We start from the raw sequence: 21806 nt of genomic DNA on the forward strand, positions 1-21806 counted from the left end.
TAACTACTATTTAGTGCTTATTTTGCATTGGTTCAGAGAATTTTACGACTATATACTTGTTATCTAAAACAGTAGTGCATTTATCCGAAGGCCAAGAAGGCAGATTTTGTGCGGCCTTTTCTGCGTTTATATAAACGGATTCTAATACAGGATTTTTCATTTTAAATCCAGTAGTTGAGCGTATAAAACCAGCTTTTACCCATGTGCCGTGAAGAGTTGAGAATCCAATCTCAAACATTGATCGTCCAATAAGTTCAAGATGATTTGACTTAAATTCACTAGGATTGTGGTCTGCTATGTGATTGCCAACAAATATTACTTTAAGTGGTTTTTTATGATTTGCTTGTAGTACTTCTATTCTTCTAGCAACATCTTGAGCAATGTAATAGTCTCGGTTGTAAGTCATGTATTCCGTGTAATACAAGCGGTTTACTGTAAACGACTGACTTAATCCAATAATTGCAAGAAGAACGCACGCAATAATCGTTGTTAAAGTCTTTTTGCTAAATTGCATAATGTAATGCAACAAATACATGCATGAAAAAGCGCCAGCAAGCGGGTATGTTAGTTCCGTTCTAGCCGTGCCTGCTGTGCCGAGTATTACGCTCATCATCATAGGGCTTGCAACTATAGCAATAGCAAAAATAATAGTAAAAGCGTTAAGCTCTTTACGAATCACTTGAACAATAGTTAATAACACTAAAGCGATTAATGCAATTGTTATAAATACGCTATGGAATATTGTTCTTCCTAGGTACATGTTTTTTGCATGCAAAAATATAGTATGAATAATTTTTGTTATAGGGTCTTTACCCCAACGCATTTGTTCTTTAATGTACGGATCCGTGAAGGTGTGGTTGGTAGCGATAACAATTTTATTCAAAATCACATAGCATGCATAGCTTGCTATAAACACGCAAATATACGTAAAAATGTAGCTTACTATGTTCTTAAATTTGCACGCATAGTCGCCCTTAATTATTAGTGCAATCATGACTGTTCCGGCAACAAAAACAGTAGTCATTGCTAAGTAGAGAGTAAAACCAAAAATTGCAAAAATAAGTGCCATTAATGCGTATGCTAAAAGAGTCTTAAGTTCTTTACGATTTTGGTACGCATTATGCGCGCACATAAGCGATATGCTAACAAACATTAGCGCACAAGCTACGTCATCTCCCATAAGCAAGAATCCAAGCATTTCTGCAAGAATAGGAGCGCTTATAAAAGGAATCATAAATAAAGCTGGGTGGAATTTTGCGCCCAAATTGTGCGCTTTGCTAAACAAGTATGCCCATGTTGTTGCAGAAGCAAAAAGCGCAAGAATCATTAAGATTCCAGCTAATGAATTGTTATACCAGTATCTTCCTGTAACGTACTTAAAAGCTAGCAATCCAAAGCGTTCTAGGCGAATCCAAGAATTGTAAAGAGCCTTAGATCTAGAGATTATTTCTTCTGTGTCTATAGAAAAAGTGTTAGAAAAAGCTTTTTGACCGTATGCAATAATCAAAAAAATCGCGCTTATTGCAAGTTCTGCAACATTAGATTTGCAAAAATCAATGAAGTCTTTAAAGGAATACGTTTTTTCTATAATTGCTCTAGTTGTGCTAGTTGAGTTGCTTTTTTTGCCGCATTTTGCAAGTGTAGCTGAATCTTGTAGTTGATTAGTGTTTAATTCTTTAATACAACTAGAGTCTGCTTGATTCATACTACAACCCTTCTATGCGTTTAACATGCATGTGCTACTCGTTACTAAAAAATATACTATAAGATTTTAATGCGTGACAACAATCTAAAAACTGATTGTGTCTAGTAGTACAATAGATATGATTTGTGCTATTTTACCGATTAGTGTGCAATGGAGACGATTTATGAATCCTGCAATTTCCGTGGTGGTTCCTGCATACAACAAGGAGCCGTATATTAAGCAGTGCATGGATTCACTTGTTAATCAAACTTTTAAAAACATTGAGATTATTGTTGTTGACGATGCTAGTACGGATAATACTTTGCAAATTTTGCGCGATTATGAGCATAAAGATTCTAGAGTAAAAATTATTGTTAAAGATCATAATTGCGGTAGGCATGTTGCGCGTAAAACTGGTGTTCAGTCGACTAGCGGTGATTACGTTCTTTTTGTTGACGCAGATGATGAGATTGATCTTAAAGCTTGCGAAGTTCTCTACTCATACGTTACTAATAATCCTGCAGATATATTGCATTTTGGTGTTTCTATTCACCCAGAAGGCAAATCAGATGAAGATTTTGCATACAGCTACGATCAAATGTATGCGCAAAATAATGGTGATCAAACTGGCGATAATATTATTAAATCAACGTTTTCTAGTGATTTTCCGCATTGGACACCTTGGAATGTTATAACAGCGCTTTTTAAAGGTGACTTAGTTCGAGATGCGTTTAAAAAAACAGTTTCAACACGACTTTCTAAAGCAGAAGATGCTTACGAATATTTCGCTATTGCAGCCTTTGCTCAAACTTTAAAAGACTTAACAGCGTTTCGCGCGCTTAAATACCATATTGGCAGAGGAATTTCTGGAAGATCTAAGATAAGCGTTGAAAAATTTACTGTAGAACAACGAAGTGTTAAAGATGTTGTAAGCGCTGTTTACGATTTTGCTAATGATTTTGCTAAAGAGCCTTCGATGAAAAGTCGCAAGCAAACCATTGAAGAAGCCTCACGCTGGTTTGATAATCGTGGATTAAAAATAGTAAAAGATGAGTTCTTGACAAGACTAAAAGTCGAGGATTTTCAAGAAGCCATAAACGCTGTTATTGAAGCATGGGGATTAGAGCGCGCGTGCTTGATTGTGCTCGAAGAGCTTGTAGACCTTATGAATCAAGTTGTAGAAGGCGATTGCATAATAAAACACGGTTCAGTGTGTGATGTTCTTCTTAACGTTTATAGAAATATTAAACCAGATAGTTTTAAAGATCCGCAAAACACAACTTACGATAAGCAAGTAGACTTAATGTCTTTGCATATTATGCAGGTTCATCAGCAAAAATATGAAGAAGAACAGAAACGTTTGCAAATTGAAGCGCAAAAACGTTACGATGCAATGCCAGTGTATAAGCGTTTTGCAAAAAAGATAAAAAATATGGTTAAAAACTTAACTAAATCAAAGAATGATAAATAAAGTCTAAAAAATAAATTTGAGATTAAACAAAATACAAAATTACACAATAGAATAATCAAGGATAATTAAGGGTAAATCAGGAGATAACATGATTTTGGAAAATCCAAAGCGCTTGGGCATTTTCTTCTTCTACGATGCGCAAGGTCACGCAGACCATTATGTGTCTACGCTGCTTGACGGATTCAAACCATTCTTTAACGAGCTTGCGATTGTAGTTAATGGCAAAATCGACGAGTCAAGCAAAGCGATGCTTAAAGGTTACGCGAACAAGTTTATTTTGCGCGAAAACAAGGGTTTTGACGTGTGGGCGTACAAAACTGCAATGGACTCTTACGGTTGGGCAGAGTTGGAAAAGTTTGACGAAGTAGTGCTATTTAACGCTACGATTATGGGTCCAGTTTATCCGTTTAGCGAAATGTTTAACGCTATGAACGCAAAAGACCTTGATTTTTGGGGCATAACAAAGTTCCATAAAGTTAATGGAGATCCGTTTGGATACAGTCCGTACGGATATTTGCCAGAGCATATTCAATCGCATTTTCACGCATACAGGAAAAGCTTTGTTCAATCCAAAGATTTTCAGGATTATTGGAACAATCTTCCACCAATCAACAGCTACTTTGAGTCTGTTGGATTGCATGAATCAGTATTTACAAAGCGATTTGCAGATAAGGGATACAAGTGGTCTGTATACGTTGATACGAGTGATTTAGAAGGCTATTCTTATGGCCCAATAACGTATGCTGCAAGGCAGATTGTGGAATACAAGCGATGCCCGATTTTTAAGCGCAGGTCTTTCTTCCACGATTACTCCGACGTTTCTACGCAATCTGTTGGAAACCAAGCATTAGACTTATACGAGTATTTGAAAGACCACACAGATTACAACACGGATTTGATTTGGGAAAATGCTTTGCGAAGCATGAATATGGCAGATTTGATGAAGAATCTTCATTTGCGATACATTTTGCCGCAAAATCATGTTGTAGAAAACTCGTCAACAGCTACATCAGAATCTACGGCTAAGCCAAAAGTCGCGTTGTGTATGCACTTGTATTACATGGATTTGCTAGATAAAAGTTTGCACTATATTCAGTCTATGCCGCAAGGATGTGACGTTATTTTAACTGTAGGATCGAAAGAAAACCAGCAAATTGTGAAACAGCGTGTGGAACATCTTCCATATGACGTAGACGTGCGGTTAATTGAAAATCGCGGTAGAGACGTGAGCGCATTCTTAGTGGGCGGCGGCGCAGATCTTATGAAGTACGATTACGTATGCTTTGCTCACGATAAAAAAGTCACGCAATTATCGCCTCGAAGCATAGGCGACGGATTTGCTTACAAGTGTTTTGAAAATATTCTTGCAAGTAAAGAGTATGTGCAAAACGTTATAAATCTGTTTGAAACGCATCCGCGACTTGGAATGGCAATGCCAACGCCGCCAAATCATGCAGACTACTTCCCAGGATTTACATACACTTGGGGTCCAAACTTTGAAGGCACAAAGAAATTCCTAGAAAAAACGTTAGGAATTAGCGTTCCGCTAGACGAAAACAAAGACGCTATAGCTCCGCTTGGCACAATGTTTTGGTTCCGTACAAAAGCTATGCGTGGGCTATTGGATAGAAAGTGGACTTACGAAGATTTTCCAGCAGAACCGCTAAAAATAGACGGAACGTTGTTGCACTTTATAGAGCGAGCATACGGGTATGTGCCGCAATACAACGGATATTATGACGCATACATATTCTCGGATCACTTTGCGCGAATAGAAATGACTAACCTAGAATTCGATGTTCGAGAACTATCAAAATCTGTTAGCACGCCATGGATTAAACGCAATTTGGAAGAAACTTGTAGAGAAGTAATGCGCGGAAAACGATTCCGTTACGCTGCTTTAAGAGTATTAAAGAGTATTGCAAAGCGAGTTTTCTATAAAACACTGTACATAGGTCAAAGAATTGTGCACATTGGTCGTAAAGGTAAAGAAGATGAGTGATATAAGCGTAAATACAGCTGCAGCAAATCTTACGCGCGCAAAAAAACCGCGACTTTTCTACTTGGATTGGATTCGCGCAATAGCTGCGATTTTGATTGTTGTAACTCATTTTAACAATCCATATTTGGAGCCAATGCGGTTCTTCGTAAATAGACCGTTTGGAATCTACATTGGTGGATTAGGAGTATCGCTATTTTTGATTATTTCTGGCGCTGCTCTTATGTACAACTATGGCGATAGAGAAAGCCTGGATTTGCGCACATTCTACACAAAGCGCGCAAAAACACTATACCCAATGTTTTGGGTAGCATTCATAGTGGCGAATATTTTATTGTTTATTCGCAATAATGGATATATTTTTGTACCAAGGCATAAAATAACAGCAATTTTTTCGCTTTTTGGAATGGATGGTTATGCTTCTGCATTCGGCGTAGGTACTTTTTATGTTCTAGGCGAATGGTTCTTAGGGTTCATAATACTGTTTTACATAGTGTTTCCACTTTTAAGAGTTGGCGTAAATAAAATGCCAATAACAACTGTGTGCGTTGTGTTGGCTCTATACGCTGCAACAGTTGTGTTCTTTACTTTTTACCAGATTCCGCGAGTACCGTCTGATATTCTTTTAACAACAAGATTGCCAGAATTAGTATTTGGCATGATTTTTGTAAAGTTTATTAAAAAAGTGCCTTGTTGGCTTGCTGCAGTATCTTTTGTGATTCTTGCATTGCAACAATTAACGCATGTTTTACAAGGAAATATTGCCGTTACGATTGTAGGAATATTAGCATTTTTGCTGCTTTCTTATATTGGTGAACTTGTTAAAAGTTTTAAGCCATTAAGCGCGTGTACAAAATTTATATCCGCATATTCGTACCCGATTTTTTTGGTACACCATGTGTTGATAATGCAAGTGTTTACAGTAATATATCCAGTGTGGCTTAATCGCTGGCAAGCATACGGATTGCTAATCGCAGAGTTTGCGGTGATTCTTGTGCTTTCTGTAATACTCAAGCGTTTTACAAACTTGATTGTTGGTTTTGTGAGTAAATGTTGGGTGAAAATCGGCAGCAAGAATCGCAGTTTGGACTAACATGCGTATTTGTTCTGGAATAATCACCTATAATCCAACTTTAACAGACGTAAGCACGTGTTTAGAAGCGCTATGCAATCAAGTAGAGCGTGTAATAATCGTAGACAATGCGTCTAAAAATGTTAAAAGTTTGCAAGAAGTTGTAAGCAAATACGCAAACGTGACTTTAGTTAAAAACAGTCAAAATATTGGTTTTGCAAAAGCATTAACGCAAGTGTTTGAATGGGCAAAATCGCAAGGTTTCAACTGGGTTCTAACGCTTAACGACGATTCTGTTGTGCCAAGCAACATGATTAGCGAATACAAGAAAATCCTGGAAAATCAGGGAAGTCTTGTAAATCAAAAAAATTCAAAAAATTCCAAAATCGCAATTGTATGCTCTTTGCTAAAAAACCGTTTAGACGGCACGATTTTACACAGCAAATGCCACGAAGACGAATGCATAACGTCTGGAAGCTTAACAAGCGTAGAAGCGTGGCAGAAAATCGGCGGATTTGACGAATGGCTAGAAATCGACGGAGTAGACTTCGACTTTTCAAGGCGACTTGCGCGTGCTGGCTGGCAAATCGTAGAGTGCCAAAACGTTATAATGGAACACCAAATCGGCAAAGCGCGCTCAATAAACTTGATTATAAAACACCCAATCGTGTGGAATCACAATGCAAATCGCAAGTACTATATAGCGCGAAATATGCAAGTAGTGGATTACAAAATGGGAACATACTCGTATGCTAAGTCGTTGCGTGCAGTTGTGCGAGATATGATTTTCGTTGCGCTGTGGGAAAAGAATAAATTTGCGAAAATTCGCGCGATGATACGCGGATTTAAGGATGGGCAGCAAAAGATTCGTCAAATGCGCAAAGCAGAACAGAACGCGGTTTGAAAGGATAGCAATGGAAAATTACGCTAAAAACGAAAATCCGCTAGTTTCTATAATCGTGCCAGTCTACAATTCTGCAAAATATTTGAGCGGATGCGTGGACTCGATTCTTGCGCAAACGTACAAAAACATAGAGCTGATTTTGGTAGACGATGGATCAAAAGACGACTCGGGTAAAATTTGCGATTCGTATGCATCAAAAGATTCGCGAGTTAAAGTAATACACCAACAAAACGGCGGAATATCGCGTGCGCAGAACGCAGGGCTTGATGCAGTGAGTGGGGAATTTATAGCGTTTGCAGACAATGACGATATTCTAGATTGCAAAAATATTGAGATTTTACTAAACGCTATTTTGCAAAGCGGAGCTAGTATGAGCAAAGCAAAATGGCGTCAATTTGGGCTAAGTAGCTTAGAGCAGATTAAAAAAGAAGCTGGTTTGGGTGCGCGCGGATTGGGTGCGGAAAAGTCGCAAGTAACCGCGCGTTTAGAGAACGCGACTCAAATAAAAATCGTAAAAAATCCTCTAAAAGCGTATCAAACTGTATTTTGCAAAATATTTAGAATAATCGGAAATAAGCTGGGCAAAAACAGCGAAGCGCGCTACTTTAACGAAGCGAATTGGTGCAGGCTTTACAAGCGAGAAATCTGGCAGGGAGTGCGATTCCCCGAAGGAAAGTTTGCGCAAGACACGGCGATGGCAAGCGTGCTGTACTCGCGCATGAATTGCGTGGCACATGTGGATGAAGTGCTGTATTACTGGCTGCAACGCGAGGATTCCGTAACGCATAAAATGCGAGACGCGGGCTTTTATCACGATCATATAGATGCAGTTCGAGCAAATTGGGATTTGTGCTTAAAGCACAATGTTGTGCCAGCAAGAAGCTACTACACAATGGTTGGAAACTTAAGGTATGAGCGATGCGCGCTGAAAAGCGGAGAAAATACGCTTAATGGCGGAAAAAGTAGCGACGCAGAAATCCAAAAAATATACGAAAAAAATTATGTTAAAGACGTAGAATTTGCTAAATCAGCTGTTAAAAAGCTTACGATTTTGCAGCGCGCGCAATGTTTTACTATGGCGTGTGTGAGAAATCTTGAAAAAATAATCTACGATTACAAAATCAAAAATATGAAGTAATGCAATTAAAAATCGAAGAGTAAGTGCAAATCAGAAAGCAAGAAATGAGTGGGAAAATGAGCGAATACCCAGATTTAGTAGTTGTTGGAGCAGGATTGTTTGGCTTAACTGTAGCTCAGCAGGCTGCAGAACGCGCTGGCGCAAGCGTTGAAATTATTGACGTGCGTAGTCACATTGGCGGAAATGCTTACTCGTATTTTGACGAGCGAACGGGAATTGAAATTCACAAGTATGGCGCACATCTTTTTCACACAAGCAACAAGCACGTGTGGGATTACGTGAACCGCTTTACAACGTTTACTAACTACGTGCATCGCGTTTACGCAACTCACGACGGCGAAGTGTATTCGTTGCCAATCAACTTAGGTACAATTAACCAATTCTTCCACGCGCATTATACGCCAGAAGAAGCTAAGGCTTTGATTGCAAGCCAAGCGGGGGAGTTTGCTGGCAAAGATCCGCAGAATTTGAACGATAAAGGCATTAGTTTAATCGGGCGCCCGCTTTATGAAGCGTTTATTAAGAATTACACGGCAAAGCAGTGGCAAACGGATCCTTCTAAGCTGCCTGCTGGAATTATCAAGCGCTTGCCTGTGCGATTTAACTACAATAATCGCTACTTTAAAGACACTTGGGAAGGATTGCCAACGGACGGCTACACAGCTTGGATGCAGCGCATGATTGACGATCCGCGTATTCACATTTCGCTTGGCGTGGACTTTTTCGACGAATCGCAGCCGTTTAATAAGCACGCGTTGGCGGAGGCTGGAGTGCCGGTTGTTTATACCGGTCCGGTTGATAGGTATTTTGACTATGCGCTCGGCGAGTTGAAGTGGCGCACTGTGGACTTTAAGGAAGTGCGTTACCAGGAGAGCGACCACTTTGGCTGCCCAGTTATGAACTATTCGGATGCAGATGTTCCGTTTACGCGCGCAATTGAGTTTAAGAACTTTAATCCAGAGCGCGAGGAGGTTGAGGGCGTTGCTAGTGGTGAAGCTGGCGATTGCGCAACTTTCATGCCAGGCAAAAGCGTTAAAGCTGGGGAGACTGTGGTTTGGCAGGAGTATTCTCGCGCTGCAACTCGCGAAGATGAGCCTTACTATCCAGTGAATACGGAGGAAGATAAAGCATTATATGCGCGCTATGCAGAGCTTGCTGAGGCGCAGCCTAACACTGTTTTCGGTGGACGTTTGGGCACTTACAGCTATTACGATATGCACAACGTGATTGATATGGCTTTGCGCGCTTACGAATCGCAAGTAGCGCCACTTATTGCTCACTAAATGCAAAATATAAATTAATAAAAATAAATAAAAATAAAGAGCTATACATCAAAAAGTGTATGAAACTAAACTGACTAAATTCTATTTCAAGAACATACATCAGAACAGTTTTATACACTTTTTGACATATAACCCAAAAGGAGAAGATTATTTGGTACTAAACTAAATGATCTCGCGTGTCAAGATACAAAATTTAGACTCAAACTATAGTAAAGTCACGCTTCCCACTTAGTAGGCTCAATAACTTCTTTGCCACCCATATAAGCCTGCATAGCCTTTGGAATATCAATCGAACCATCTTCATGCTGATGATTTTCCAAAATAGCCACAAGCCAGCGAGTAGTAGCCAAAGTGCCATTAAGCGTGCTAACTGGGCGAGTTCCGCCATCTTCCATGCGTTCGCGAACATTCAAGCGGCGAGCCTGATACTCAGTGCAGTTAGAAGTAGAAGTAAGCTCACGGTAACGACCCTGAGTTGGAACCCAAGCTTCGCAATCAAACTTACGAGCGGCAGAAGAACCAAGGTCACCAGCAGCAGTATCAATAATGCGGTAAGGCACTTCCACCTTAGCAAGCATTTCCTGCTCCATACCAAGTAACTTCTGATGCTCAGCGCGAGAATCTTCCTGCTTGCAATAAACGAACATTTCTACCTTATCGAACTGATGCACGCGAATGATACCAGAAGTATCCTTTCCAGCAGCACCAGCTTCACGACGGTAGCAGCTCGACCAACCGCAATAACGCAAAGCACCATTGCTTAGGTCAAGAATCTCATCCTCGTGCATACCAGCGAGCGCAACCTCGGATGTGCCAACCAAATACTGATCATCTGGCTCACGAAGGCGATAAATCTCGTCCGCGTGAGAATTCAAGAAGCCAGTTCCGCGCATTACTTCTGGACGCACAAGCGTTGGAGTAATCGCAAGCGTAAAACCGTGCTCTTCGGCTTGATCTACAGCCATAGTAAGCATTGCGATTTGCAATCTAGCCACAGCACCGCGCAAGAAGTAGAAGCGAGAGCCTGCAACCTTTACGCCTCTGCGCATATCAATTCCAGCAACGCCAGTTCCAAGAGTCAAATGATCCTTTGGCTCAAAGCCTTCTGCAGCAAAGTCGCGAGGTGTTCCAACTTTCTTAACTACAACATAGTCGTCTTCTCCGCCTTCTGGCGCTTCATCTTCAACGATGTTAGAAAGCTTCCACATTGCTGTAGTGTAGTCGGCAGTAGCCTGCTCAGATTCAGCCTTGTATTCTGCAACCTTTTGAGCAAGTTCTTTAGTCTGAGCAATAAGTGTGGCTTTCTCGCTATCTTGAGCAGCTGCAACCTTTTTTCCTATTGCTTTCTGCTCTGCTCTGGCTGCTTCAAAAGCCTTTAAACTGTTGCGGCGCAAGTCGTCTGCACGAAGCACCTCATCGACGAGCTCAACGGACTCGCCACGCTTGCGCTGCGATTCCTTAACTACGTCGGCATGTTCACGAATAAATTGGATATCAAGCATGTTTTCTAGCCTAGTGCCGCAAGGCGACAGATACATATATAATGGCATGAATAAGTGATTACACTAAAAGGGGTAAAAATGGCGGTTATTCATGCTACGCAAGATAATTTTGAGAAAATTGCTGGTACTAATGAAATAGTTGTTGTTGATTTTTGGGCAACTTGGTGCGGACCATGCCGAGCTTTTGGTCCTATTTTTGAACAAGTTAGCGAAAAGTTTGACGATGTTCCATTCGTTAAGGTAGACATAGACCAGTCTCCTGATTTGGCAAGTGCTGCGGCGATTAAAGCGGTTCCAACGGTTATGGTTATCAAACGTGGAGATGTTATTTATCGTCAGGCTGGTGCTTTGTTGCCAGCCGATTTAGAAGATTTAGTCAATCAAGCTAAGGCTTACGATCCTAGTAAAGATGATGAAGGTAATTCTGTAAGCGAATCAAGTGAATCTGAAAATGATGGGGAATAGTAGTAAGAACCTTGATTTTAAGCCATTCTCTTTGCATGAGTCTACAATTATACATACTTTGTGCAAAAAGCTGTATGAGGATTATTTATTTTTTAGATTTACGCTTTGTGCATTAACTTCTACCAAGGAGAGTTATGACAAGTCACCGAAGGAAAACTGTTACACTTACCTCATTGAGTGTTCGTCAGTGGGCAAGAATTGTAGCGATTTTTGTTGGTTTTGTGTCTGTAGTAACTCTTGGTATTGCGTCTAGGAACTTTTATTCGGCATCAAAGAATCATTCTGCGAAGCCTTACATAACTGCTTATTCTGCTACAGATTCCTCTAATCAGGTTTCGCGTGGTATGTATCGTAATTCGCTTAAAAGTGTTAAAAAAGGCGCTACTTCTTACATAACTGTGAATATCAATGGGAGTCATCGTACTGTTCTTGGCACGGATTTTACAAACGTTAAGTCTGTTCTAGAAGCTGGAGATATTACTCTTGGGCCTAATGATGTTGTAGAGCCTGCACTTGATTCCAAGGTAACTGAATCGACAGTTATCAACATTAAGCGTGCAGGCGCAAAGCTTGAAACTTCTGATGAACCGATTGCTTTTAACACGGTTAAGAAGGAAACTGCAGCTCTTCCAAAGGGCACGGAAAAGGTTAAGGATCAGGGTGCTCCTGGCGTGATGGAAACAAGTAAGATTGTTACTCGCGCAGGTGATAAAGTTGTTTCGTCTAACGTTTTTGTATCGTTTGTTAAGCAGGCTCCAAAAGATAAGGTCATTCTTGTTGGCACAGGTGGAGCTAGCGTAGATTCAGATTTTGCATCTTCTATTGGTACTACAGTTCCTGCTGGTGAAATGCAGGAGTGGGCGCATTCTTGGCTTCTTTCTAACGGTTACAGTGAAGCTGATTTTACTGCTACAGTGTTTATTATTTCACATGAATCAGGTTGGCGCGTAAATGCTATGAATCCTTCTGGAGCATACGGTTTGCCTCAGGCTCTGCCTGGAAGAAAGATGTCTTCTATGGGTGCTGACTGGGCGACTAATTATCAGACTCAGCTTCGTTGGTTCTGGAATTATTGCAATGGTCGTTACGGTTCCATTCAGGGTGCCTACAGGCATTGGTTGTCTCATAGAAGCTACTGATTTGTATTATACTTGCTACTATTATGAATTTTGCGGCAATTGTAAGTTTGTGAGGATTATAGATTTATAGACGCACAGACTCATAGTGTGTACTTATAGATTTGTTTTAAGGCGATTATCGTAGAGTCAAGTATGTTTCTTGGTTTTACGATAATCGCTGATTATTTTATGCGTGTTGTGTGAATATGGAAGGAAATTTAAGTGACAATATTGCCTAGAAAATCATGGTTTAATAAGGGTGATGAATTTGCTAGTGAGCATGCTAGCTGCAAGTCTTTCGTGAACTTGTCTAAACTTAGTCATGCTCTTGTTGGTGAAGAAGCGTATAAAAACAATCGTCTCACGCGTGCAGCCTTGGTTTCTCTGGCGATTCTAACTTTTATAACTTTTATTGGCAATTTTGCGCAATTGCAGCTCACTGCTGCATTACCTACTATTGTGCGTGAGTTTAACATAAGTGTTACTACGGGACAGTGGCTTACGTCTATTTTTCAGCTGATTATGGCTATTATGGTGCCGCTAACAGCATTTTTGACTAGACGATTTTCTACTCGTCAAATTGTTATTACTTCCATGATTCTTTTTACTCTAGGCTCAGTTATGGCGTGGCTGAGTAATGATTTTATTATGGCGTTAGCTGGGCGAACTCTAGAGGCTATTGGCACTGGAGTTATGTGGCCTGTTCTACAGATTACTGTGTTTTCTGTATACCCAGTTACTCGTAGAGGAATGGCTATGGGTAGCGTTGGTATGGCAATGAGCATTGCTCCAGCAATTGGACCAACAGTTGGTGGTATGCAAACTGATTTTAATGGTTGGCGTTCTATATTCTTATCTCTTACAATTATCGGCGTAATTTCTATTATTCTTTCCATACTTTTCTTACATAATTTCGGTGAACATGATCGCTCTGCTAAGGCGGATTTTTTCTCCGTTGGACTTTCAATTGTTGGCTTTGGTGGAGTTATGTTTGGTTTCACAAACATTGAGTCTTATGGTATTTCAAATCCGCTTTCGTGGTCACCTATGGTTGTTGGAGCATGTGGAATAACGTGGTTTGTGATTAGACAATTGCGTGCGCGAGTTAAAGGAAAGCAGCCGTTGCTTGGAATAAGCGTGTTGAAGAATCGCTATTTTACGATTGGCACCGCTTGCGCATGTTTAACATTCTTTGCGTTTAGCTCAATTATGGTGGTTATTCCGCTGTATATTCAATCAGATCGTGGTTTTTCAGCTACTATGAGTGGTCTGGTATTGTTGCCTGGCGCGTTTGGAATGGCAATTTCGCAATATTTTGGTGGGCGTATGCTCGATCGTTTTGGTGTGCGACCTGTAGCAATGGCAGGCTCTCTTATTTTGCTTTTTGGCACAGTTATGATGAGCCTTATCGATAAAGACACATGGATTTGGTGGATTTCAATCTGGCAGTTTACGCGACAAATCGGCATGGGATTTTTGCTTATGCCTGTTACAACATGGTCTTTAAATTGCTTGCAACCTAGTGAGTTGGGCGATGGTTCTGCAGTCACTAATACAATGAGACAGCTTTGGGGTGCTATTGGTGCTCCAGTACTTGTTGTTACTATGGCTACTTTTACTCAGTGGTATCATATGCTTACTGGAGTTGGTTCTGCAGATAATTTGGCAGCCAGCATTTTTGGTGTTCAATGGACTTTGAGAATTAGTGCGATTATTACGGCTGTTATGGCTTTAATTGTGATTTTTGGGGTTAAAGGTGATGGGGCTGGTTCTGCTCATCAGCTTGCGCGTAAGGCGATTGATCGTATGCGCGTTTTGCATATTCCTCATGCGTCGGAGCATAAAGACGTTATGCACGATCACACGCATCATCAATACTGATATATTGCACGCTCTTTGACTTGTTTGCTGTTGCGCGCTTTCTTGTTTGGTATTGTGCATCTTCCTTGTTTGGTGTTGTAGGAGGGCTGGGTGTTTCTATGCTCGCTTGTTATAGCGCATTATTCTTTACTTGGTATTGCGCGAAGTTTGAGTATTTCTCTCCTCGCAAGTGACGCGCACCTTTACGGATATCTTGTGAACGTTAATATTCTAATGTTTTAGGTTGGCGCTATTTATTGCTCGTAGAGAAATACATCAAACTTTCTGAATATCTAGAACAATTGCGTATATCTTAATCACCGAGATTCTCGATTTTTCTTCTTCATTCGATGAATCACCATCGGAGGACTGCGAATCGACTTGCATGAGCGCTTTGACTGAGCTTGAAATTCCATAACGCATTTCAAGCTCCTTCAAAGCGTGATTTGGCTTAATGCATAAAGTCCAGTGGACTTTATGCGCCAAATCAGCCGAACGGCTACTAATAGCCGTGAGGAATAGCGTAGCGCGCGAATGCACTTCGATTCGCTGAGCTTGCTCAAAGTTGAAAGCACAGTGTGCTTTCAACGCAAGCGAAGACGTGAGCGCGCTGTAACGCGCGAGCGATACATCTCATTCAGTGTGAAAAATCTCGAATCTCTACCTAACTTGGTATTGGTAAATTTTGCATAATCATTTGTTCGTTTTGTTGAATTTTGCAAAATTTTCTTATGAATTTTGTTAACTACCTAACGTTTTTCACATAGAAACGCTCATTTGAGTTTGTTTTTTGCGTTTAGTTGTGCGATAATGTTCACATGATTTCTTCTCAGCGTCAGCAGTTGATTTTAAGCCGTCTTCGCACTAGAGGGGCTGTGCGTATTACTGCTCTTTCTAAAGAGCTAAGTGTTTCGGCAATGACTATTCGTAGGGATATCGCCGAGCTTTCAGACAAAGGTCTTTTAAAAAGAGTTCATGGTGGTGCTGTTACAACTAACACTCTTCTTTCTGAGCCTCTGTTTTCGGTAAAGTCGCAGATGGATATGGGCTTAAAGGACGCAATCGCCAGCAAAGCTGTGGATTATGTTCAGCCTGGAGATGTTATAGCTATTGGTGGTGGCACCACTGCTTATGTATTTGCTCAGCATCTACTTGAGTCTCGCAGAGCTTCTGGTATTACGATTTTAACCAATTCGATTCCTGTTGCAGAGCTTGTTCAGGCGCTTGAGTCTAAAGATATTGAGGTTATTGTTACTGGCGGAGTTATTACTAGATCTAATTCTCTGGTTGGTCCTATTGCGGATAAGGTTGTTGCGTCTTTGCGCGTAAACACCGTGTTTTTGGGCACTCATTCCGTGAGCCTACCTCGTGGATTCCTAATGCCTAATTCTCTTGAAGCTGCTACAGATATGGCTTTGATGGATATTGCGGATCGTACGATTATTTTAACAGATCACACTAAATGGACTTGCACATCGCTTTCACTGTTTGCTCGCTTCGACCAAGTGGATACTGTTATTACAGATGATTGTCTGGATGCGGATTCTCAGCTTCGCACGCGTGAGCTTGTTAAAAATTTGGTTCTTGCTCCTACAATAGATTCTTTGGAAGAAGAGTAGCTTGTAGATCAGTATTGCATTACTTATTGCGTATTGTGTGGGGCTTGTGTTAGGCTCAGTTAGTTCATGACTTTGTAGTGATTACACATTAAAGTTGCGCGGCTTATGCTTGCGATTCACGGTTTGCTTGTTTTGCGCACTTTTGCTGCTTTGCAGTCTGTAGATTAATTTTGTGCAATTACATTTGTAATTGCGCCTTTGAATGTTCGTAATTACGCATTGTCAACATTATATGTCAACTATGTTGAAGTAATTTACGAAAGGCTATTGTGCCACATACTCATTATGCTGCGTCTGCTAAAACGCAAGGTGCTAAGAAATCTGCTGGTAAAAAATCTGCTGTAAGTCAGGGAGCTAATAAGAATTTTTCTAAAAAAGGCTATAAGTCTAATAGAAACCCATTTGAATATCAGGGAAATCGTAAGAATAACGAATTTAATGCGCGTAAAGCACGTAATCGCAAGGCAGACAAAGCTAGAAGTCGTGCTCGTGAAAAGGCTTTGCAATATGAAGAGATTGCAATTCAAGAAGCTGAACAAGATTTTGGCAAACGCGATTTAAAAAAGCGCGATTTTGATTTTGACAATCGCAATATGAAGAAGAGTAGAGATAGTCGCCACAATAGACACCAGACAAGTCGCCAGCAACCGACGACTATTGATACTGAGTCTTCAATAAAGAAAAATCTAGAAATTACAAAAAATTCCGTAATGATTCCAGATACAGCTGTGGAATCTCGAGAAAACTATAGTGATGATGTTACTTTTGCACAGCTTGGCGTTCCAGAACCATTGGTTAACGTTTTGCGTGCAGACGGTAAAAACACAGCTTTTCCAATTCAGCAGGCCACTCTGCCAGACTCTTTACAGGGTGCAAACATACTTGGTAGAGGGCGTACAGGAAGTGGTAAAACTTTAGCATTCTCGATTCCTCTTGTAGCAAGATTAGCTGAAAACTTTGTTGATTTAATAAATTCTGGTCGTACTTCTAGAAAAAACAAAAATCGCGAAGATAGTAATATTCCAGCACCTCATGCGATGATTTTGGCTCCGACGCGAGAACTTGTGCATCAGATTGATGAGGTGATTGCTCCTCTTGCAGCAGCATATGGGATGCATACTGTTACTATTTACGGCGGAGTAAGATATCAGAGACAAATTGCTCCGTTAAAGCAAGGTGCTCAGATTATAGTAGCGTGCCCAGGGCGATTAGAAGATTTACTAAAACAAGGCGCATTAACGCTTGAAAACATAGAAGTCAGTGTTTTAGATGAGGCTGACGAAATGGCTGATATGGGGTTCTTGCCAGCTGTAACAAGGCTTTTAGAGCAGACAAATCCTAATGGTCAAAGAATGCTGTTTTCTGCAACTTTGGATAAGCAAGTTGCTGCTATAGTAAATCGCTTCTTGCCAAATGCTGTTGTGCACGCTGTGGATGATGCGGATTCTCAGGTAGATACAATGACTCATCATGTGTTTGGAGTGTCTGCAGGAGATAAGTATGAGGTTCTACGTAAATTAGCGTCTGGTAAAAAACGCTCTATATTCTTTACTCGCACAAAATACCAAGCCAAGAACATGGCTAAAAAGTTCATTAGTCAGGGTATTCCAGCCGTCGATTTGCAAGGAAATTTGTCTCAGAATCAGAGAGATAGGCACTTGGCTGTGTTTTCTGATGGGCTAGTGCGCGTTCTAGTTGCTACAGATGTTGCGGCTAGAGGCATTGATATTAGCGATGTGGCGCTTGTGGTGCAAACCGAGCCTCCAGAGGATCCAAAATCGTTCTTGCATAGATCTGGGCGTACTGCGCGCGCTGGGGAGTCTGGCGATGTCGTAACTCTTGTGTTGCCGAATCAAAAGCGCATGGCGAACACTATGCTTCGACGCGCTGGAATTCATGCTAAGGCAGAAGACATTAAGCCAGATTCGCCTGTTTTGCAAGAAATTGTTGGGGATTTGGCGGATTTGCAAGAGGGCTGGAGTATGCCAGAGCCAGAGCAGCCAAAGCGCAGAGGCAGAGGAAGAAGCAGAGGGCGCGGACGTTCGCGTGATTTTCACAGTTCGCGTGATTCTCGCAATGGTTTGCGCAAACGCGCGCTCCGAACTGCCTGAGCGCTTAAAGCGTAGCGCGCGAAGGCAACTCGGAGCGCTGAGCTTGCTTAAGGTTGAAAGCACGGTGTGCTTTCAACGCAAGCGAAGACGTGAGCGCGCTGTAGCGCGCGAACGATTTTACGCTTTATGTACGTGATTTAGGTCGAATTTGGTACAAAGTGCGGAGTTGTTTTCTGCTTTTTGTTGTTCAACACGCCGTAAATCGCTACAAAGTGCGTCAACTTTTCCCGAGAATGTACGTGATTTAGGTCAAATTTGGTACAAAACCCGTCAACTAACTAAGCGACGACTATTTGCGCTATTTGCTCTGACCCTTGCCGAATGCGCGCAAGCGGATTCCGTTCCAATCTTCGCTTACGGTTAAAGGAGTTGCAGCATTCATGCCAGCTGTTTTAGCAGCGGATTGCACTGTGCTGGAGCTTGGAGAGCCTTCGCGACCAGGCTTAGGTGTTAGAACCCACATTGGAGCTTCGTCGTCTAACATGTTTGTGGCATCCATAATCGTGTCTGCCAACTCATCCTCATCGTCGCCATCGCGCCACCAAATAATGACGCCGTCAACAGATGAGTCGTAATCTTCATCTACCAGATCTTCTCCAGTAAGATTTTCGATATTGTCGCAGATTGCATCGTCAACGTCATCGTCCCACAGCCACTGCTGTACGATATCTCCAGGTTGGAAGCCAAATTCTTCTGCATGTTGAAAAGCTGTCTGTTCCACGTGACTCAATATATCAAAGTGCCACGAATTTGTGCGATTTTTAAGTTTAGTGCGTGTTTCTTGATAACGGAATGCATATATATTCCGGTTGCATCGAGACACGCCTCAAAAATCGCGAAAATATCCAAAATCACTATATATAGTTTGTTTTTTGAATAAAGTTCCCTAGATATTGTGCAGAGGTTGGGTTATAGTTGAGCAAGTTGTTTTGAATAATGGTCATTATTCAAAACAGGATGGATAACAGGATAAATAAACTGTAGATGTAAGAAAGGTCTGTAGGATGCAGGTCTCTGGTACGACTTTAGAAGACATGACTTTAGAATCGCAGCTAAGCGATGTTGATGTAGAAATGGCTGATTCTATCTCGGATAGTGATTCTTCTAAGAAGTCTCGTGTGCAGGTCGAAAAGCGTGATGGTCGCGTTGTCGATTTTGATCAAATGAACATTATTATGGCAATTAAAGCCGCTTTTAAGGACTTGCGCAAAGAAGTCGGTCCTCAAGAAGAGCAGATGATTCGCGATATTACGGACCATATAGAAGCTGAAATTCAGGATCGTTACAATGGACCTGCAAAGATTGAAGATATTCAGACTCTTGTCGAGCATGGTCTTATTGAAAATCACCTTTACGAAGTTGCGCGTTGCTACACAAGCTATCGTCTAAACCGAGATATTGACCGCGCTAAGGCAACCGATATTAACGAAGCAGTAAATCGTCTTGTAAACCGAGATGAGTCGCTTGTTCGCGAAAACGCCAACAAGGATTCCAATGTTTACGCCACTCAGCGCGATCTTCTTGCAGGCGCTGTTTCCAAGGCTTCCGCGTTTTCTATGCTTCCTCATGCAGTTTCTAACGCGCATATGAAGGGTGATATTCACTTCCATGATGCTGATTATTCGCCATTTACTTGCATGAGCAACTGCTCGCTCCCAGATTTTGGTGATATGCTCGCTAAGGGATTTGCTCTTGGTAACGCAATGATGGATAGCCCAAAGTCTATTGGCACTGCTGCAACTCAGGTTACGCAGATTATTAAGGATATTGCAGGCGCACAGTACGGCGGTCAAACAGTTAATCGTGCAGACGAGATGCTTGAGCCTTATGCTAAGTGCGATTATGATAAGAATCTTGCTATGGCTCATGCCATGATTCCTGATTCTACGCCGATCGAAGTTGCCAAAGATATGATTGACGGTTTGAAAGCTCAGGAGCCTAAGAATCTTCATTGTTCGGATAGGGATCCGCTTCCTGCTGATACTCCTTTTGATGAAAACTTGAGTGAGCTTGATCAGATTCGTGAAATTTACGCAAAGATTATGACGCGCAAGGCGATTTACGATGCTATGCAAACAATGGAATATCAGATTAATTCCAACCGCGTTTCTAACGGTCAGACTCCGTTCGTAACTGTTGGATTTGGTTTGGGTACTTCTTGGTTTGCTCGCGAAATTCAACGCGCTATCTTACTTAACCGTATTCGTGGACTCGGCAAAGATCGTCATACTGCAATCTTCCCTAAGCTTGTGTTTACTATTAAGCATGGTGTAAACGCAGATGCTGGCGATCCGAACTACGATTTGAAGCAGCTTGCGCTTGAGTGCTCTACTAAGCGCATGTATCCAGATGTTGTGTTCTACGAGAATATTATTAAGATTACTGGCTCCTTTAAGGCTCCTATGGGCTGCCGATCCTTCCTTCAGGGTTGGATTGATCCAAAGACTGGCAAAGACGTGGAAGACGGTCGTATGAATCTTGGCGTTGTGACAGTTAACGTGCCGCGTATTGCGCTGGAGTCTCATGGAGACGTGAACCGATTCTGGAAGCTTTTTAACGAGCGTATGGAAGTGGCTCATCAGGCTCTGCGATTCCGCATTATGCGTTGCAAGCAGGCAACCCCTGTGAATGCTCCAACGCTGTTCCGCTACGGTGCTTTTGGTCGTTTGGAAGCTAACGAAAGCGTGGATCAGCTGTTCCGCAACGAGCGTGCAACGGTGTCTTTGGGCTACATTGGCTTGTATGAGGCTACATCCGTGTTCTTTGGCAAGGATTGGATGCAAGATCACAGTTGGAACGAAGATGGCAAGCAATTTGCGCTTTCTATGGTTCGCCGAATGAATCAGCTTTGCCAGCAGTGGTCAAAGGCTGAAGGCTACCATTATTCCGTTTACTCAACTCCTGCTGAGTCTTTGACGGATCGCTTTAACCGCATGGATCGTCAGAAGTTTGGTCGTATTGAAGGCGTTACCGATCACGACTTCTACACCAATTCCTTCCACTATCCGGTTTGGCTGCAGCCAACTCCTATGGAGAAGCTCCGCTACGAGGTTGACTTCCCGTATCTTGCTTCTGGCGGCTTTATTAACTATTGCGAGTTCCCATGCTTGCAGGCAAATCCTAAAGCTTTGGAGGCTGTTTGGGATTATGCTTACAAGATTGGTATTGGCTACTTGGGTACGAACACTCCGATTGACCATTGCTTCGTTTGCGGATTCCAGGGCGATTTTGAACCGACTAAAGAAGGCTTCCGCTGCCCAGAGTGCGGAAACAGTGACCCAGATAAGTGCAATGTTACTAAGCGCACTTGTGGCTACTTGGGTAATCCTGTTCAGCGTCCAATGGTTCACGGACGTCACGAGGAAATCGCTCATCGCGTTAAGCACATGTCTGGAGAAACTGGTCATGTTGTTCTTAACAACGGTGAGTCTCGTGAATGGTACGAGGAGACCAAGTAGTAGCGGAATAGCGTGAAATAACGTTTTAGTTTGTGTTTATTATTTGGTGATATGTAATATATCTAGCCGTTAGAAAATGTTGATCGCATTTTTTGACGGCTGGATTTTATTTTATTTAACAA

The 21806-nt window shown here is 41.7% G+C and carries 16 protein-coding genes; 12 read left to right on the forward strand and 4 right to left on the reverse strand.

Features of this window, described 5'->3' with window-relative positions:
- Positions 1-10: 10 nt before the first annotated feature.
- Positions 11-1705 carry a glucosyltransferase domain-containing protein gene (locus GAVG_RS01330; protein ID WP_013399465.1) on the reverse strand — a complete coding sequence of 565 codons (1695 nt, stop codon included), beginning with the start codon at positions 1703-1705 and terminating at the stop codon, positions 11-13.
- A 163-nt stretch (positions 1706-1868) separates the two neighbouring features.
- Between GAVG_RS01330 and GAVG_RS01335 the strand changes: the two genes are divergently transcribed.
- From GAVG_RS01335 to glf, 6 genes are all read left to right on the forward strand, one after another.
- On the forward strand, positions 1869-3155 hold the full coding sequence (locus tag GAVG_RS01335; protein ID WP_009994689.1) for a glycosyltransferase family 2 protein: 1287 nt from the start codon (positions 1869-1871) through the stop codon (positions 3153-3155).
- Positions 3156-3243: 88 nt separating this feature from the next.
- Positions 3244-5157 carry a rhamnan synthesis F family protein gene (locus GAVG_RS01340; protein ID WP_009994691.1) on the forward strand — a complete coding sequence of 638 codons (1914 nt, stop codon included), beginning with the start codon at positions 3244-3246 and terminating at the stop codon, positions 5155-5157.
- Positions 5150-6247, forward strand: a complete 1098-nt coding sequence (locus GAVG_RS01345) for an acyltransferase family protein (protein ID WP_004116964.1) — start codon at positions 5150-5152, stop codon at positions 6245-6247. Before GAVG_RS01340 ends, GAVG_RS01345 begins: the two co-directional genes overlap by 8 nt.
- A 1-nt stretch (position 6248) precedes the next feature.
- Complete coding sequence (locus tag GAVG_RS01350; RefSeq protein WP_004115801.1) at positions 6249-7130, forward strand: glycosyltransferase; 882 nt, start codon at positions 6249-6251, stop codon at positions 7128-7130.
- Positions 7131-7140: 10 nt separating this feature from the next.
- Positions 7141-8268, forward strand: a complete 1128-nt coding sequence (locus tag GAVG_RS01355) for a glycosyltransferase family 2 protein (RefSeq protein WP_013399469.1) — start codon at positions 7141-7143, stop codon at positions 8266-8268.
- A gap of 56 nt (positions 8269-8324) precedes the next feature.
- Positions 8325-9551 (forward strand): UDP-galactopyranose mutase, encoded by a 1227-nt coding sequence (gene glf / locus GAVG_RS01360; protein ID WP_004574973.1) that lies wholly within the window; start codon positions 8325-8327, stop codon positions 9549-9551.
- Between the two features lie 215 nt (positions 9552-9766).
- On the opposite strand, the gene serS is transcribed toward glf, so the two are convergent.
- Positions 9767-11053 (reverse strand): serine--tRNA ligase, encoded by a 1287-nt coding sequence (gene serS, locus GAVG_RS01365; RefSeq protein WP_004574367.1) that lies wholly within the window; start codon positions 11051-11053, stop codon positions 9767-9769.
- Positions 11054-11131: 78 nt separating this feature from the next.
- Between serS and trxA the strand changes: the two genes are divergently transcribed.
- From trxA to GAVG_RS01380, 3 genes are all read left to right on the forward strand, one after another.
- Positions 11132-11518 (forward strand): thioredoxin, encoded by a 387-nt coding sequence (gene trxA / locus GAVG_RS01370; protein ID WP_004112182.1) that lies wholly within the window; start codon positions 11132-11134, stop codon positions 11516-11518.
- 134 nt (positions 11519-11652) lie between these two features.
- Positions 11653-12657, forward strand: coding sequence for an aggregation-promoting factor C-terminal-like domain-containing protein (locus GAVG_RS01375; protein WP_009994001.1), 1005 nt, complete (start codon positions 11653-11655; stop codon positions 12655-12657).
- Positions 12658-12858: 201 nt separating this feature from the next.
- Positions 12859-14517: an MDR family MFS transporter gene (locus GAVG_RS01380; RefSeq protein WP_004116956.1), complete on the forward strand. Its 1659-nt coding sequence runs from the start codon at positions 12859-12861 to the stop codon at positions 14515-14517.
- A gap of 255 nt (positions 14518-14772) precedes the next feature.
- On the opposite strand, the gene GAVG_RS06730 is transcribed toward GAVG_RS01380, so the two are convergent.
- On the reverse strand, positions 14773-15084 hold the full coding sequence (locus GAVG_RS06730) for a hypothetical protein (RefSeq protein ID WP_013399473.1): 312 nt from the start codon (positions 15082-15084) through the stop codon (positions 14773-14775).
- 230 nt (positions 15085-15314) lie between these two features.
- Between GAVG_RS06730 and GAVG_RS01385 the strand changes: the two genes are divergently transcribed.
- On the forward strand, positions 15315-16115 hold the full coding sequence (locus GAVG_RS01385) for a DeoR/GlpR family DNA-binding transcription regulator (RefSeq protein WP_009994005.1): 801 nt from the start codon (positions 15315-15317) through the stop codon (positions 16113-16115).
- A gap of 269 nt (positions 16116-16384) precedes the next feature.
- Positions 16385-18226 (forward strand): DEAD/DEAH box helicase, encoded by a 1842-nt coding sequence (locus GAVG_RS01390; protein WP_009994006.1) that lies wholly within the window; start codon positions 16385-16387, stop codon positions 18224-18226.
- 298 nt (positions 18227-18524) lie between these two features.
- Here GAVG_RS01390 and GAVG_RS01395 read toward each other — a convergent pair whose 3' ends face one another.
- Positions 18525-18947, reverse strand: coding sequence for a DUF3052 domain-containing protein (locus tag GAVG_RS01395; RefSeq protein ID WP_004112197.1), 423 nt, complete (start codon positions 18945-18947; stop codon positions 18525-18527).
- 283 nt (positions 18948-19230) lie between these two features.
- On the opposite strand from GAVG_RS01395, the gene nrdD reads away from it, so the two are divergent.
- Positions 19231-21684, forward strand: a complete 2454-nt coding sequence (gene nrdD / locus GAVG_RS01400; RefSeq protein WP_004112200.1) for an anaerobic ribonucleoside-triphosphate reductase — start codon at positions 19231-19233, stop codon at positions 21682-21684.
- The last annotated feature ends 122 nt before the right edge of the window (positions 21685-21806 follow it).

Source organism: Gardnerella vaginalis ATCC 14018 = JCM 11026 (assembly GCF_001042655.1).
GTDB classification, from domain to species: domain Bacteria; phylum Actinomycetota; class Actinomycetes; order Actinomycetales; family Bifidobacteriaceae; genus Bifidobacterium; species Bifidobacterium vaginale.

Bases quoted from the DNA above. Each gene is read 5' to 3' on its own strand.
- GAVG_RS01330 (WP_013399465.1), bottom strand. From the start codon at position 1,705: ATGAATCAAGCAGACTCTAGTTGTATTAAAGAATTAAACACTAATCAA.
- GAVG_RS01335 (WP_009994689.1), top strand. From the start codon at position 1,869: ATGAATCCTGCAATTTCCGTGGTGGTTCCTGCATACAACAAGGAGCCG.
- GAVG_RS01340 (WP_009994691.1), top strand. From the start codon at position 3,244: ATGATTTTGGAAAATCCAAAGCGCTTGGGCATTTTCTTCTTCTACGAT.
- GAVG_RS01345 (WP_004116964.1), top strand. From the start codon at position 5,150: ATGAGTGATATAAGCGTAAATACAGCTGCAGCAAATCTTACGCGCGCA.
- GAVG_RS01350 (WP_004115801.1), top strand. From the start codon at position 6,249: ATGCGTATTTGTTCTGGAATAATCACCTATAATCCAACTTTAACAGAC.
- GAVG_RS01355 (WP_013399469.1), top strand. From the start codon at position 7,141: ATGGAAAATTACGCTAAAAACGAAAATCCGCTAGTTTCTATAATCGTG.
- glf (WP_004574973.1), top strand. From the start codon at position 8,325: ATGAGCGAATACCCAGATTTAGTAGTTGTTGGAGCAGGATTGTTTGGC.
- serS (WP_004574367.1), bottom strand. From the start codon at position 11,053: ATGCTTGATATCCAATTTATTCGTGAACATGCCGACGTAGTTAAGGAA.
- trxA (WP_004112182.1), top strand. From the start codon at position 11,132: ATGGCGGTTATTCATGCTACGCAAGATAATTTTGAGAAAATTGCTGGT.
- GAVG_RS01375 (WP_009994001.1), top strand. From the start codon at position 11,653: ATGACAAGTCACCGAAGGAAAACTGTTACACTTACCTCATTGAGTGTT.
- GAVG_RS01385 (WP_009994005.1), top strand. From the start codon at position 15,315: ATGATTTCTTCTCAGCGTCAGCAGTTGATTTTAAGCCGTCTTCGCACT.
- nrdD (WP_004112200.1), top strand. From the start codon at position 19,231: ATGCAGGTCTCTGGTACGACTTTAGAAGACATGACTTTAGAATCGCAG.